Source organism: Nocardia sp. NPDC051833, assembly GCF_040681225.1.
Lineage (GTDB): Bacteria > Actinomycetota > Actinomycetes > Mycobacteriales > Mycobacteriaceae > Nocardia.
In genome coordinates, this window is record NZ_JBFAYK010000001.1 from 2,386,825 (window position 1) to 2,400,361 (window position 13,537).

Below are 13,537 nucleotides of genomic sequence, written 5' to 3' on the forward strand. Positions count from 1 at the left end.
TCGAACGACGAGGAGAGTTTGCATGGCACTGAGTGCCGGTACCAGAAGGACGGTCGCCTGCGTGCTCGTGGGTCTGGGCGCGGCATTACTCGTCGCCGCGCTGATGATCCCCACCTACACCGTGAGCAAGGTGGCCAAGACTCCGCTCGACCTCGAGATCACCACGATCGCCGAGAACCAGAAGGGCGAGGACAGTCTCGTCCTCGACTCCAAGTCGCTGACCACCGGCGACGGGCCCGCCGTCGTGAACAAGGACGTGCCGCTGGTCTCGCAGCGCTTCGTCACCGTCGAGGAGCCCTCCGACGCCGACGAGATGACGCTGCAGGCAGGCCAGACGCTGCGCCGCACCGACGTGCAGGGCGACACCGGTCTGCTCACCGCCACCATCGACCGGGTCACCATCGACCGCGTGACCGGCATGCCGGTCGACACCGAGCCCAACGGCTCGATCGCGGTCACCGTCAACAAGGACGGCAGCGTCATGGAGCCGGTGCAGCACACCGGCCTCGGCTACCGCTTCCCGATCGGCACCGAGAAGAAGACCTACCCGTACTTCGACATCAACGTGCGCAAGGCCTTCGACGCGAACTTCATCGAAGAGACCGAGATCAACAGCACGAAGGTCTACCACTTCCAGATGACCGCGCCGGTCACCAGCACCTGGGACGTCGTGCAGTCGCCGACCAACCGGCTGACCCTGCCCGCGTCGAAGTGGGGCGTCACCGACGTGCCCGCCGATCAGCCGGTCACCATGACCCGCTACTACACCAATGTGCGTGACCTGTGGGTCGAGCCGCAGACCGGCACCGTCATCAAGGGCGGCGAGTCGATCCACCTGTTCTACGCCCGCTCGGCCGACAAGCCCGAGGTGACCGCGCTCAAGTCGCACATCGTGTTCGACGAGAACACCATCGAGTCGCAGATCGCGATCGCCAAGGAGAACACCGACAAGCTGTCGCTGTTCGGCCGCGTCGTGCCGATCGTGTTCGGCATCCTCGGCGTGATCGCCCTGCTCGCCGGCCTGTTCCTCGGCCTGCGCGGCGGCGGGAGCACCCCGCAGCACGCCAGCCCCCGCGGCGCCCGTCCGACCCCGGCCCCCACCGCCGCCCCGGACGACACCTCGAGCTGGGACGCCGACGACGCGCCGACCACCCAGTTCAACCGGGGTGACTACGACGCGCCGACAGAGCAGATCGATATCAACAAGCGTCCTTGAGTTCCCGCGCACGGCCCCGGTCATCACGACCGGGGCCGTTGTCGATTCCGAGCCTCGCTCACGTCGTTGTCCACAGATGATGTGGATGCCTGTGGAACCACGCGACTTTCGTTCCCGGGCTACCCGGAGCCCGCACCGGTGCGCCGCGATCGGGAGCGATGCGGGCCGAGGCCTGGGGCTGCCGCGATGCCAGACTACGAGTTTGTGGCGACGGCGGGGCCGGGCCTCGGCGACACACAGCCGTGCCGATGACGCGGCAGGCCGGGCGAACAACGCTGCCGGACTACGAGTCCCTGCCTGTGGCGGCGGTGGGGCCGGGGCTCCGCTACGAGGCGGGGCTGATGACTCGGCAGGCCCGGGCCAAAACGCTGCCGGGCTACGAGACGCTGCCTGTCGAGACGGTGGGGGCGGGGTTGTGGATAGTCGCGCGGGCGGCGGTGCGCAGGACGACGACGGCGACGATCAGGGTGGTGACGGCGGCGACCGAGACGGCGGTGGTGATCAGGGCGCCGATGGTGCGGGCGAAGGTGAGCATGAGGGTCACCTCGAGGACCAGGCCGATCCAGGTGACGGCGGCCAGGGCGGTGCGTTCGACGGCGATCGCGGACAGCAAGGCGCCCTGGAGGACGGCCAGGATCGCGCCGTGCAGCGCGAACAACCACAGCATGCCCTGGATCGGCGCGTAGTCCTGCCCGGCGAACAGCGGGGCGAGCGGGGCGGCCAGCGCGGCACCGAGCACCGCGACCACGCCGATGATCGACAGCACCGACAGCGCGTCACGGATCGCGCGGGCCGAGTGCGTTGGCTGGGCCATGCGCGGATACAGCACGACGCCGACGGCCTGGGGCAGCCAGAACGCGATCTTCGTCGCGATGGTGCCCAGCGAGTAGCGGCTCGCGTCGACATCGTCGAGCACGATCCGCACAACGATCAGGTCCGCCGAGGACAGCGCCATCAGCGCCGCCTGCACCTGCACGGCCCGCAGCACCGGCAGCACCCCGATCGTCCGGCCGTCCGGGCACGGCGTCTGCTCGCGCGCGGTCGATCGGGCGATGCGGCCTGCGATGATCGCCGCGCAGACGATGCCCGCCGCGCCCGCCCACAGCGCACCCGCCGCACCGCCGCCGAGGGCGAGGGCGACCAGTGCGGGCGCGACGCGTGCCGTTCCGGCCATCGCGAGCACGGCGGCCAAGGCACGGAAGTGGTTGCCGCCTTGCAGAATTCCCTGTTCGCCGGAGAGCACGACCAGGGCGGGTGCCGCACCGAGCGCGGCGGCGGCCGCCCACACCCCGACGTGCAGCAGCCCGGCGACCACCGGCACCAGGACCACCGCGACCGCGGCGACCAGCGCGGCACACCGCCACTGCATCGCCCGCACCGCGCGCAGATCCGCCCCGCGGACCACCTCGCGCGCCACCACGTTCTGCATGGCCAGCGCGGGCACGGCGCACAGCAGCTGCACGGCGAGCAGGCTCGCGAACTCGCTGTACCCGGCGACGCCGAGCCAGCGGCCTGCGAGCAGTTGCAGCAGGTACCCGGCGACGTTGGCGGTCATCGCGCCTGCCGTCACCCAGGTCAGGTCAGCAACGACAGGGGGGCGACGGACCGAGGACACGCCTCATCGTCGCACCTCCGCGCCCTTCGTATCACCAGTACCCCGAAAATGTGAGTCCGACCGGACTCACCTTGGTGCCGCCAGCCCGCCGGGCCCGTGGCCGATCGACGGAACGTAAGGTGCACTGGCGTGACGGGAGACAGGCGGGCGAGGGCCGCGGTGGCCGGATATTGCGCGCTGCTCGCGCTGATCATCCTCGGACCGCTGGCCGGCTCGGGCTACCTGCTGCTCCGCGACGCCGTCAGCACCCCGCGCTCCTATCTCACCGATTCCGCGCTCGGCCTCGGCGCCGCCGCGCCTCGCGCTGTCCCCCAGGACGCGCTGCTCGCCGTGCTCTCCCCGCTGATCGACGGTGGTCTGCTGGTCAAGGCGATCCTGATCGTCGCCCTGTGGGCCGCCGGCTACGGCGCCGCGGTCCTCGCCCGCGAATTCCTCACCGCGTCCACCCCCGCCCAACTCGTCGCCGCCACCATCGCCCTCTGGAACCCCTACGTCGCCGAACGCCTGCTCCAGGGCCACTGGAGCCTGCTCACCGGCTACGCCGCCCTCCCCTGGATCGCCCTGGCCGCCGCCCGCGTCCGACAAGCGACGCAGCCCCGCAGCCAGGTGTTCTCGGGCAGGAGTGCGACGAACGGCATCCAAGCCGACGGGGCATCCTCCGGCAGGAACGCAGTACACGGCACCACGGCCGACGGCAACACGTCCTCCACGAGGAACGCGGCGATCGGGGCCTGGGCTGCGCTGACGGCGGGTTTCGCGGCGGCCGGGCTGACGCCGACGGGGTCACTGCTGGCCGCGATCATCGGGCTCGCGCTGGTCGGGCGGCGGGCTTTCCTGCCCGCCACGGTCCTGTGGGTCCTCACGTGCGCGCCCTGGCTGACCGCGACGGCGCTCGGCTCCGGCGCCGAACCATCGGATCCGGCGGGCGTGTCGGCGTTCGCGGCCAGGGCCGAGCCGTGGCTCGGCACCCTGGGCAGCCTGGCCGGGCTGGGCGGGATCTGGAACAGCGAGGCGGTGCCCGCCACCCGGACGACACCATTGGCGCTGGTCGGCACCGTGTTACTGCTCGGCATCGTCGCGCTGGGCGTGCGCTCCGTGTGGGCGCTGGGCCGCAACGGCCGGGCACTGCTGGTCATTGCGGCAGTGGCGATCGTGCTGCCCGCACTCGGTGCGACCGGCCCCGGTCTCGCGGTCGGCGAGTGGCTGGTGGTGCATGTCCCCGGCGCCGGCCTTTTGCGCGACACGCAGAAGTACGTCGCGCTGGCGATGCCCGCCTACGCACTGTGCGCGGCAGCCGCGTGCGGAACCGCCCTCCGCTGGGCCCGCCGGACAGCATCAGCACAACCGGGTCCAACGACAAGCCAGGACTTCCAGCACGCCGGTCCGGCGGACTCGTCCCTCGCCGGACCGACGAACTCCGTCGAAGCCGATCCGACGGAGTCGACCCACGCCGAGCCCACCGGCTCGATCGACGCCGGTCCGGCGGATGCCAGCCGGGCTGCACCGTCACACTCCATCCACGCCGATCCAGCGGACGCGAGCCAGGCTGCACTGACACACTCCATCCACGCCGACTCAGCGGACGCGAGCCGGGCTGCACTGACACACTCCATCCACGCCGACTCAGCGGACGCCAGCCAGGCTGCGCTGACAGGCCCGGTCGATGCTGCACCGGCGGCCTCGGACAACGCCGCTCCCGGGAACACGGACAACGCCGCACCGACAGCAGCCACCGCACGAACCGAACGCGGAACCGCCACTGTGGCCGCTCTTTTCATCGCCCTGCTGATCCTCCCGCTGGCCGATCTGGCCTGGGGTGTCGGCGGCGAGATGCGGCCGGCGCACTACCCGGCGGGGTGGGCGCAGGTTGTCGAGCGCATGGACGCGCCCGGCGATGTGGCCGTTCTCCCGACCGGCATGTTCCGCCGATTCCCCTACAGCGGAACCGCTCCCGTGCTCGATCCGGCGCCGCGCATCCTGCCGAACGACGTGCTGCAAACCGGTGAGCTGCGGGTCCGGGGCTACGCCGTCAACGGTGAGGGCAACCGGGCGCGCCGGGTCGAAGACGCGCTGCTCAGGGGCGCGAGCCCGGCCGAGATCGCGGCACTCGGGGTCGGCTGGATCGTCGTGGAGCGCACCACTCCCGGCCCGCTCGGCGACTCCGGGAAGACCCTCGCCGCAGCGGAACTGGCGTATCAGGACGCGGATCTGGCCCTGTACCGGCTGGCGGACCACGCCCCCACCGACATCGCCACGCCGGCGCAACGGTGGATTTCCGCGGCGGCGCACCTGCTGTGGGCGACGCTGCTGATCGGCGGACTGCTCACCGCCGCACTGCTTCCGCGCTTCAGTCCCGCGCGGGCGGGGCGACCAAACCGGTGACGAACGCGCCACGGGCGGCGGCGGACAGCACCTCGTAGACCCCGGAACCGGTCTGCTCCCAGGAGAATTCCCGCGCGCGGGCTCGCGCCTTCTCGCCCATCATGAGCCGGGTCTCCGGATCGGCCAGCAGGTCGGCGGCCGCCTCGGCCAATGCGGGGGCGTCGTCAACGAGCAGTCCGGTGACGCCGTCGACGATGGAGTCGGTGAGGCCGCGCGAGCTGCGGTAGCCGATGGTCGGCACGCCGTGCTGGGCCGCCTCGATGACGGCCAGGCCCCAGCCTTCCTTGCGCGACGGCATTACATGCACCCACGCGGTCGACAGGATCTCGTGCTTGCGCTGTTCGTCGACGTGGCCGTGGAAGGTGACGGCGTCGGCGATGCCGAGCTCGTCGGCGCAGGCGCGCAGGTTCGGCGCCCACCAGCCGTCGCCGATCACGTCGAGGTGCACATCGGGGAAGCGCCCACGCAGGGCGGCGACGGCGGTCAGCGCGTCTTCGATCTGCTTGTGCGGAACCAGGCGCGACAGCACGGCGATGCGCGGATGGGTGGCGCGGGTGCCGTCGGCGCCGGGGACGACCTCGGCGGGCACCGGCTCGGCCCCGTTGCGCACGACGGCGATGCGCTCGCGGTCGACGCCGAGCACCGCCAGTTCCTCGGCCGAGGGCAGCGAGACGGTCAGGTACTGGTTGTCGCGGTGCACGCGCGGCGAGAGCCGCGACTCGATCCACCAGCCGATCCGCCCGACCAGCTTGCCGGCGACCGGCCACTGCTCCCGGTGGCCGTGGTGCACCAGCACCACCGAGGGCACCCCGGTGGCGGCGGCGAAGAAGGGGATGCCGTTCTGGGTGTCGATCACGACGTCGGGGCGCACTCCGCGCAGCGGCCCGATCCCAAGCCGACCTGCGACGATGGCGGCCAGCGCCCGGGGATAGACGGTGAAGCGACCGCCCGCGCGGCTGATGTCGATGCCGTCGATCCGCTCGCGGCGCGCCGCGCCCGGGTAACCGGCCGTGCGCAGGGTGACCTTGATCCCGCGGGCGGCCAGCTGGGCGCCGACCTGCTCCAGGTACCGCTCGCTGCCGCCGCCCTGCGGGTGCCCCGTGTCACGCCAGCACAGCAGGAGGACTTCACGCACGGTCGGGGCTCGCAATCGGTTCGGTCGAGGACAAAGGTCGGCACCCACCCTAGCGGGTGTGGTCTGCGCGACACATCTGTATCGGCACGTCCGTCCCGCTGTGTCCCGCCGGACCACGCGATCGGCCCCGGTGACGCTGCCCATAAACTCTGGCCGTGCCGACCGCATCCCTGCCGAGAACCGAGCAGCCCGTCCAGCGCCGCGACCAGTCCAGGTTCGCGCGCCGCGCGACGCTGCGCCGCTCCCTGCGGCTGCTCACCAGCTTCCGGTTCGAGCAGTCCGACCCGGCCAGGTTCTACGGCGGCATCGCCACCGACAGCGCCGACCTGATCGGCGACTTCTACGCCGACATCACCGGTCGCGACCTCACCGGCACCGTCGTCCTCGACGTGGGCGGCGGCCCCGGGTACTTCGCCGACGAGTTCACCGCGGCGGGGGCGCGCTACGTGTCGGTCGAGCCCGATCCGTCCGAGATGCACGCCGCGGGCCTGCGGGTCTCCGGGTCGGTCCGCGGATCGGGCATGGCACTGCCGTTCCGCGACGACGCCTTCGACGTCTGCTTCTCCTCGAACGTGGCCGAGCATGTGCCGCACCCGTGGGTGATGGCGGAGGAGATGGTGCGCGTGACCAAGCCCGGCGGCCTCATCGTGTACTCCTACACGGTGTGGCACGGGCCGTTCGGTGGTCACGAGACCGGCCTCTGGCACTACCTCGGTGGCGAGTACGCGGCCCGCCGGTACCGCCGTAAGCACGGCAGGGAACCGAAGAACAGGTTCGGCAGGTCACTGTTCGCGGTGACCGCCGCCGACGGTTTGCGCTGGGCGGCAACGACTTCAGCCGACGTCCGGACGGTCTTCCCCCGGTACCACCCGCGCTGGGCGTGGTGGCTGGTTCGAGTTCCGGTGATCCGCGAGCTACTGGTGAGCAACCTGGTGGTCGTGGCCACCAAGGGCGATCAGGCCAGCCAGCTCAATCGACGCGACCGGCGGACCGGCTCGGGTAGCGCGGCCACCCACGGCGACTCCTGAATCGCCAGGCCCACCGTCTCCAACGTGGTCAGGCCGACCTGATCAGCCAGCGCCCCGACCATCGCGACCGCCTCAGCGGCCTGAATGGCGGCAGTTGCCTGCTCGATCGTGAGCGTCCGGCCGGGCAGGAATGACACAACCCATCCCCCGCTGCCTACACTCTTCGCTTGATGGTCGGTCTGGTCGCTGGTCATCAACGATCGGCCGATCACTTGCACAGCCATGAGTCGGTCTCCCCAATTCGCTGTAAAGGTCTGATGAATCGAGCGAGCTGATCAGTAGCTAAAGCATCCCCTTTTCAACAACAGAACGCAATAGTGCGTTTACCCGAAAAGCGAACCGACAGGTTGGAATTCGCCCTGTTCACAGTCGTTGCGGCACAGCGAATTAGAACGTGTTGCAGACAACCCGGCCACAAAACTGTAACGTGTTCTTATGCACTACGACAGTCTGTTCATCGGCGGGAAGTGGACCACCCCTGCCGGTAGTGACCGCATTTCCGTGGTCTCACCCGCAACGGAGGAGACCGTCGGCAGCGTGCCCGCGGTGACGAAGGCCGATGTGGACGCCGCGGTCGCCGCGGCCCGCGACGCCTTCGACAGCGGACCGTGGCCATCCACACCGCCACTGGAACGAGCAGAGGTGCTCACCAAGGCGGCCCGACTGATCGAGCAGCGTTCGCCCGAGTTGCTCGCCGCGCTCACCGCGGAGATGGGCGCGCCTTCGTTAGCCGCCTTGACGCTCAACCAGCTTCCGGCCGTCGCCGCGCTGGACGCCTGGGCGGCGCTGGCGAAGACGTTCCAGTGGAACGACACTCGCACCGGCCTGTTCGGAACCTCGCGCGTCTCACGGGAACCGCGCGGCGTCGTCGCGGCGATCACCGCCTGGAACGTCCCACTGTTCCTGGCCGCCAACAAGCTCGGCCCCGCCCTGCTGGCCGGCTGCACCGTGGTGCTCAAGCCCTCGCCGCTGACCCCGCTGACGGCCAACATCCTCGCCGACATCTTCACCGAGGCCGGTCTGCCGGACGGCGTGCTCTCGGTCCTGCCCGCCGACGCCGCGGAGAGCGAGTACCTCGCGAGCCACCCCGGCGTCGACAAGGTGACCTTCACCGGCAGCACCGCGGTCGGCCGCAAGCTGGCCGCGATCGCGGGCGAGCAGCTCAAGACGGTCTCGCTGGAGCTCGGCGGCAAGTCGGCCGCCATCGTGCTCGAGGACGTCGACCTCGCCGCCAGCATCCCCGTGCTCGCGTTCTCCGGGTTGATGAACAGCGGACAGGGCTGCGTCGCCCAGACCCGCATCCTCGCCCCGCGCAGCCGCTACGACGAGATCGTCGACGCGCTGGTCGCGCACGTCAAGACCATGCAGGCGGGCGACCCGACCGACCCGGCCACCCAACTCGGCCCGCTGATCAGCGAGAAGCAGCGCGAGCGGGTGGAAGGCTACATCGCCAAGGGCAAGGAAGAGGGCGCGCGCCTGGTCCTCGGCGGCGGCAGGCCGGCCGGCGTCGAGCGCGGCTGGTTCGTCGAGCCGACGATCTTCGCCGACGTCGACAACGCGAGCACCATCGCCCAGGAGGAGATCTTCGGTCCGGTGCTCTCGGTGATCCCGTACGAGACCGAGGAGGAGGCGATCGCCATCGCGAACGACTCCGACTACGGCCTCGCCGGTTCGGTGTGGACCACCGACATCGACCACGGCCTCGAGGTCGCGGCGAAGGTGCGCACCGGCACCTACGCCATCAACTGGTACGCCTTCGACCCCACCGCGCCCTTCGGTGGGTACAAGAACTCGGGCATCGGCCGCGAGAACGGCCCGGAGGGCCTGGACGCGTTCTGCGAGCAGAAGTCCGTGCTGATGCCGATGGGCTGGACGGCGGAGTAGTAGTTCAGTTCTCCGGCATCTGCACCCGCAGTACCGGCTGTCCGGCCACTTGACCGCGGGGTGGCAGGTCGACCACGTCGACCCGCCACCCCGGCGGCAGTGCGCTCTGCAAACGTCCCGCCACGCGTTGCAGCGGGGTACTCGAGTAGGTGTCGGACCCGTATCCGGTCACCACATCGGTCATGCGTCAACCACCTCTCAGCGTCGATCTCATCGGGACCGCATCGGCGGTGCTGGAGTCTCGAAAGGGAGTTAGCTCGGATGGTGCGACGTGCGGAGGAGCCTGACCAGGAATATAAGTCACGACTCCCACCCAACGGCAGCGACCCTCTGACATCGACAGATGTACCCAGAATCGAGTCGGGGAAATCGTCCACGCCGGAATCTGTCCGGAAACTCATAGTTCGCTTGTCCAGTTCATCACCGCCCGCCGCCCCGAAAACCGCGGCGAAATCGGGATTCTGACGGAACCGTGTCAGTGCCGCAGCGAGCGCCGATAGGCCGAGGGCGTGAGCCCGGTGGCGACGCGCAGATGATCACGCAACGCCGTCACACTGCCGAACCCGGCGCGCTGCGCAACCGCCTCCACCGGAAGGTCGGTGCGCTCAAGTAGTTCCCGCGCGCGGCCGAGCCGTTGCGCGTCGAGCCAGGCGCCCGGGGTGGCACCGACCTCCGCCTTGAAGCGGCGGATGAACGTGCGCTCACTCATCAACGCGTGCGCGGCCATGGCCGAGACATCGCGGGCGGCTTCGGGATTCGCGGCCGCCCAGGTCAGCGTGGCGGCCAGGCCGCCGTGCGGATCGGGGCCGCCCATCGGCTTCGGGATGTACTGCGCCTGGCCGCCCTCGCGATGCGGCGGCACCACATTCCAGCGGGCGAGGTCGGCGGCCGCCGCCGCACCGAGTTCCCGGCGCACCAGGTGCAGGCACAGATCCAGGCCGGCCGACAGGCCCGCCGAGGTGAGGATGTCGCCGTCGTCGACGTAGAGGGCCGTCGGGTCGAGTTTCACCGCCGGATAGAGCTCGGCGAACTGATCGCAGTAGCCCCAGTGGGTGGTGGCCGGGCGGTCGTCGAGCAGCCCGGCCTGGGCGAGCACGAAGGCGCCGATGCAGATGCTGGCGATGGTCGTACCGCGATCGGCCGCCGCGCGCAGGGCGTCGAGCACGGGTTCCGGCGTCGGCAGCGTCGGCAGGCCGATGCCGGGGACGACGATCAGATCGGCCTCGGCCAGGAGTTCCAGGCCGTGTTCCACCCGCAGGTCGAAGCCGTTCGGCGTCCACACCGGACCGGGCCTGACCCCGCAGGTGCGCATCGCGAAGCCCACCGGTTCGCCGGTGACGCCGGGTCCGTGCCGGAACGTCTGCACCGCGCAGGCCAGGTCGAACGTCATCACCCCGTCCAGTGCCAGCGCGGCGACCTCGATCATCTCTCCAGTTTGGCACGCATCCACGCATTGCTGGCATTTCCGCCACTTCACCGGCCGGATCCACTCCGCGACACTCGACGGACATCGCGAAACACGCGTCGGAGGAGACCGATCATGCTCACCGTGACACCCGCCCTCGACTGGGAGTGGGCCACCAGCACCGGCGGGAATCTGACCGCCGCCCAGCGCCGGGCGCTCACCGTGCGCCTGCTGCGCACCGTGCCCGCGATGGTGCCGGGCCGCGTGCGGCAGGCACTCGGCAGGCGCGGCTCGGGGCGGCTGGCACTGGCCGAACTGCGGCTACCGGACACCGCGCTCGCTCGCGCCGCCGAAGCCGAAGCGCGCGAACGGCTTTCGGACACGATGCTGGCGCACTCGTACCGCACCTACTTCTTCGCCCGCGCCCTCGCCGAGCTCGACGGCGTCGACCACGACGACGAGATCGGCTACGTGGCCAGCCTGCTGCACGACCTGGAACTCGAACAGCCGACGCCGGGCCGGTGTTTCGCCGTGGTCGGCGGCGAGACGGCGAACGCGTTCGCGGTCCGGCACGGCGCGCCCGCCGAGCGCGCGGCGGCGATCGGCGCCGCGATCGCCGCCCACCTCAACCCGGACGCGGCCGAGAACCTGGCCGATCCCGGCGGTTTCGTCTCCGCGGGCGCCTCGGTCGACGTCCTGGGCCGACGGCTGGCCGATCTCGACGCGGGCTTCGTCGACGACCTGCTCGTCCGCCACCCGCGCCAGGACTTCAAGCGACACCTCGTCGCCTGCTTCACCGCCGAGGCCGCCGCCGTCCCCGACGGCCGCATCCACTGGCTCACCGGCGCCGGCTTCCTGCCGATGATCAAGCTGGCGCCCTTCGCCGAATAGACGAAACCGCCCGTACCGCATGCGGTACGGGCGGTTCGCTGTTGCGGGGCGGATCAGCCCAGGCGCTCCTTGAGGGCCTCGAACTCGTCACGCACGCCCGAGGGCAGCTTGTCGCCGACGAACTGGAACCACTCCTCGATCGACGGGATCTCGTTGCGCCACTCCTCGACGTTCACCGCGAGCGCCTCGTCGACGTCGCCGACGACCACGTCGAGGCCTTCCAGGTCGAGGTCGGAAGCCGACGGGACGTTGCCGACCGCGGTCGCCTCGGCGCCCGAACGGCCCTCGATGCGGCCGACGATCCACTCCAGCACGCGGGAGTTCTCACCGAATCCGGGCCACAGGAAGCGGCCGTCGCCACCACGGCGGAACCAGTTGACGTAGAAGATCTTCGGCAGCTTGTTCGCGTCGGCGTTCTTGCCGAGGTTGATCCAGTGGTTGAGGTAGTCGCCCACGTGGTAGCCGAGGAACGGCAGCATCGCCATCGGGTCGCGGCGGACGGTGCCGACCTTGCCCTCGGCGGCGGCGGTCTGCTCCGAGCCCATGGTGGCGCCCATGAACACGCCGTGCTCCCAGCCGAACGACTCGGTCACCAGCGGGACGGTGGTCTTGCGGCGACCGCCGAACAGGATCGCCGAGATCGGCACACCCTGCGGGTCGTCCCACTCGGGGGCCAGGATCGGGCACTGCGACATCGGGGTGCAGTAGCGCGAGTTCGGGTGCGCGGCCAGGGTCTCCGACTCGCGGAGGTTCCAGTCGTTGCCCTTCCAGTCGATCAGGTGATCGGGCTCGCCCTCGAGGCCCTCCCACCACACATCGTTGTCGTCGGTCAGGGCGACGTTGGTGTAGACGGTGTTGCCCGCCTCGATGGTGGCCATCGCGTTGGGGTTGGAGCTGCGGTTGGTGCCCGGCGCGACGCCGAAGAAGCCGAACTCCGGGTTCACGGCGTAGAGCCGGCCGTCCTCGCCGAAGCGCATCCAGGCGATGTCGTCGCCCAGGGTCTCCGCGCGCCAGCCCGGAATGGTCGGCTGGATCATCGCGAGGTTGGTCTTGCCACAGGCGCTCGGGAACGCGGCGGCGACGTAGTAGTTCTTGTTCTCCGGCGAGATCAGCTTGAGGATCAGCATGTGCTCGGCCAGCCAGCCCTCGTCGTGGGCCATCGCCGAGGCGATGCGCAGCGAGTAGCACTTCTTGCCGAGCAGGGCGTTGCCGCCGTAGCCGGAACCGAAGGACCAGATCTCACGGTCCTCGGGGAAGTGGGTGATGTACTTGGTGTCGCTGCACGGCCACGGCACGTCGGCCTCGCCCTCGGCGAGCGGGGCGCCCACCGAGTGCAGCGCCTTCACGAACGGCTTGTCGGCGCCCAGCTTGTCCAGCGCGGCCTGGCCCATGCGGGTCATCACGCGCATCGACACGACGACGTACTCCGAGTCGGTGATCTCCACGCCCAGCTTGGGGTCCTCGGCACCGAGCGGGCCCATGCAGAACGGCACCACGTACATGGTGCGGCCCTTCATCGAGTCGCGGTACAGCTCGGTCATGGTGGCGCGCATCTCGGCGGGGTCGACCCAGTTGTTGGTCGGACCGGCGTCGGCCTCGGTCTTGGAGCAGATGTAGGTGCGCGACTCGACGCGGGCGACGTCGGACGGGTCCGACAGCGCCAGGAACGAGTTCGGCTTCTTCTTCTCGTCGAGCTTCTTGAAGGTGCCCGCCTCGACCAGCTGGGTGGTCAGGCGATCCCATTCCGCGTCGGAGCCGTCGGCCCAGACCACGCGATCCGGCTGAGTGAGCTCTGCGACTTCCTGTACCCAGGCGAGCAGTTCACTGTGCTCGGTCGGCGCCGTGCCGTCGGATCCACGAAGACCAGGAATGGTCGCTGAGGTCATGAAAACTCTCCTGAGATGGGCGGTTCTTCGATGCGAAGTCCATCGATCGCCACCGGGCGGGAAGGCGTCCGCAGCGAACCAACCACCGCACAACC

General features: G+C 70.2%; 11 protein-coding genes. 5 read left to right on the forward strand and 6 right to left on the reverse strand.

Annotation, left to right across the window (positions count from 1 at the left end; genetic code table 11):
* Positions 1–22: 22 nt before the first annotated feature.
* Positions 23–1,216 carry a DUF3068 domain-containing protein gene (locus AB0L91_RS10780; RefSeq protein ID WP_365008995.1) on the forward strand — a complete coding sequence of 398 codons (1,194 nt, stop codon included), beginning with the start codon at positions 23–25 and terminating at the stop codon, positions 1,214–1,216.
* A gap of 376 nt (positions 1,217–1,592) precedes the next feature.
* Here AB0L91_RS10780 and AB0L91_RS10785 read toward each other — a convergent pair whose 3' ends face one another.
* Positions 1,593–2,771: a polysaccharide biosynthesis protein gene (locus tag AB0L91_RS10785; RefSeq protein ID WP_365008998.1), complete on the reverse strand. Its 1,179-nt coding sequence runs from the start codon at positions 2,769–2,771 to the stop codon at positions 1,593–1,595.
* A gap of 189 nt (positions 2,772–2,960) precedes the next feature.
* On the opposite strand from AB0L91_RS10785, the gene AB0L91_RS10790 reads away from it, so the two are divergent.
* Positions 2,961–5,213 (forward strand): hypothetical protein, encoded by a 2,253-nt coding sequence (locus AB0L91_RS10790; RefSeq protein ID WP_365009001.1) that lies wholly within the window; start codon positions 2,961–2,963, stop codon positions 5,211–5,213.
* Here AB0L91_RS10790 and AB0L91_RS10795 read toward each other — a convergent pair.
* Positions 5,179–6,348, reverse strand: coding sequence for a glycosyltransferase family 4 protein (locus AB0L91_RS10795; RefSeq protein WP_357342122.1), 1,170 nt, complete (start codon positions 6,346–6,348; stop codon positions 5,179–5,181). The two genes, AB0L91_RS10790 and AB0L91_RS10795, sit on opposite strands and share 35 nt — an antisense overlap.
* A 155-nt stretch (positions 6,349–6,503) precedes the next feature.
* Here AB0L91_RS10795 and AB0L91_RS10800 point away from each other — a divergent pair, with 155 nt between their 5' ends.
* The gene (locus AB0L91_RS10800) at positions 6,504–7,376 is read left to right on the forward strand and encodes a class I SAM-dependent methyltransferase (protein WP_355274961.1); all 873 of its coding nucleotides are present in this window, start codon (positions 6,504–6,506) and stop codon (positions 7,374–7,376) included.
* Here AB0L91_RS10800 and AB0L91_RS10805 read toward each other — a convergent pair.
* Positions 7,304–7,600 (reverse strand): hypothetical protein, encoded by a 297-nt coding sequence (locus tag AB0L91_RS10805; protein ID WP_355274964.1) that lies wholly within the window; start codon positions 7,598–7,600, stop codon positions 7,304–7,306. The genes AB0L91_RS10800 and AB0L91_RS10805 overlap by 73 nt on opposite strands.
* A gap of 211 nt (positions 7,601–7,811) precedes the next feature.
* On the opposite strand from AB0L91_RS10805, the gene AB0L91_RS10810 reads away from it, so the two are divergent.
* On the forward strand, positions 7,812–9,260 hold the full coding sequence (locus tag AB0L91_RS10810) for an aldehyde dehydrogenase (RefSeq protein WP_355274967.1): 1,449 nt from the start codon (positions 7,812–7,814) through the stop codon (positions 9,258–9,260).
* Between the two features lie 4 nt (positions 9,261–9,264).
* Here AB0L91_RS10810 and AB0L91_RS10815 read toward each other — a convergent pair whose 3' ends face one another.
* Positions 9,265–9,444 carry a hypothetical protein gene (locus AB0L91_RS10815; protein WP_355274970.1) on the reverse strand — a complete coding sequence of 60 codons (180 nt, stop codon included), beginning with the start codon at positions 9,442–9,444 and terminating at the stop codon, positions 9,265–9,267.
* A gap of 291 nt (positions 9,445–9,735) precedes the next feature.
* The gene (locus tag AB0L91_RS10820; RefSeq protein ID WP_365009007.1) at positions 9,736–10,686 is read right to left on the reverse strand and encodes a helix-turn-helix domain-containing protein; all 951 of its coding nucleotides are present in this window, start codon (positions 10,684–10,686) and stop codon (positions 9,736–9,738) included.
* Between the two features lie 114 nt (positions 10,687–10,800).
* Here AB0L91_RS10820 and AB0L91_RS10825 point away from each other — a divergent pair, with 114 nt between their 5' ends.
* Complete coding sequence (locus AB0L91_RS10825; RefSeq protein WP_357342120.1) at positions 10,801–11,556, forward strand: phosphohydrolase; 756 nt, start codon at positions 10,801–10,803, stop codon at positions 11,554–11,556.
* A gap of 53 nt (positions 11,557–11,609) precedes the next feature.
* On the opposite strand, the gene AB0L91_RS10830 is transcribed toward AB0L91_RS10825, so the two are convergent.
* The gene (locus tag AB0L91_RS10830) at positions 11,610–13,442 is read right to left on the reverse strand and encodes a phosphoenolpyruvate carboxykinase (GTP) (RefSeq protein ID WP_365009010.1); all 1,833 of its coding nucleotides are present in this window, start codon (positions 13,440–13,442) and stop codon (positions 11,610–11,612) included.
* Positions 13,443–13,537: the final 95 nt, after the last annotated feature.

Coding starts and splice junctions, on each gene's coding strand:
- AB0L91_RS10780 (WP_365008995.1), top strand. CDS start 23: ATGGCACTGAGTGCCGGTACCAGAAGGACGGTCGCCTGCGTGCTCGTG.
- AB0L91_RS10785 (WP_365008998.1), bottom strand. CDS start 2,771: ATGACCGCCAACGTCGCCGGGTACCTGCTGCAACTGCTCGCAGGCCGC.
- AB0L91_RS10805 (WP_355274964.1), bottom strand. CDS start 7,600: ATGGCTGTGCAAGTGATCGGCCGATCGTTGATGACCAGCGACCAGACC.
- AB0L91_RS10810 (WP_355274967.1), top strand. CDS start 7,812: ATGCACTACGACAGTCTGTTCATCGGCGGGAAGTGGACCACCCCTGCC.
- AB0L91_RS10815 (WP_355274970.1), bottom strand. CDS start 9,444: ATGACCGATGTGGTGACCGGATACGGGTCCGACACCTACTCGAGTACC.
- AB0L91_RS10820 (WP_365009007.1), bottom strand. CDS start 10,686: ATGATCGAGGTCGCCGCGCTGGCACTGGACGGGGTGATGACGTTCGAC.
- AB0L91_RS10825 (WP_357342120.1), top strand. CDS start 10,801: ATGCTCACCGTGACACCCGCCCTCGACTGGGAGTGGGCCACCAGCACC.
- AB0L91_RS10830 (WP_365009010.1), bottom strand. CDS start 13,442: ATGACCTCAGCGACCATTCCTGGTCTTCGTGGATCCGACGGCACGGCG.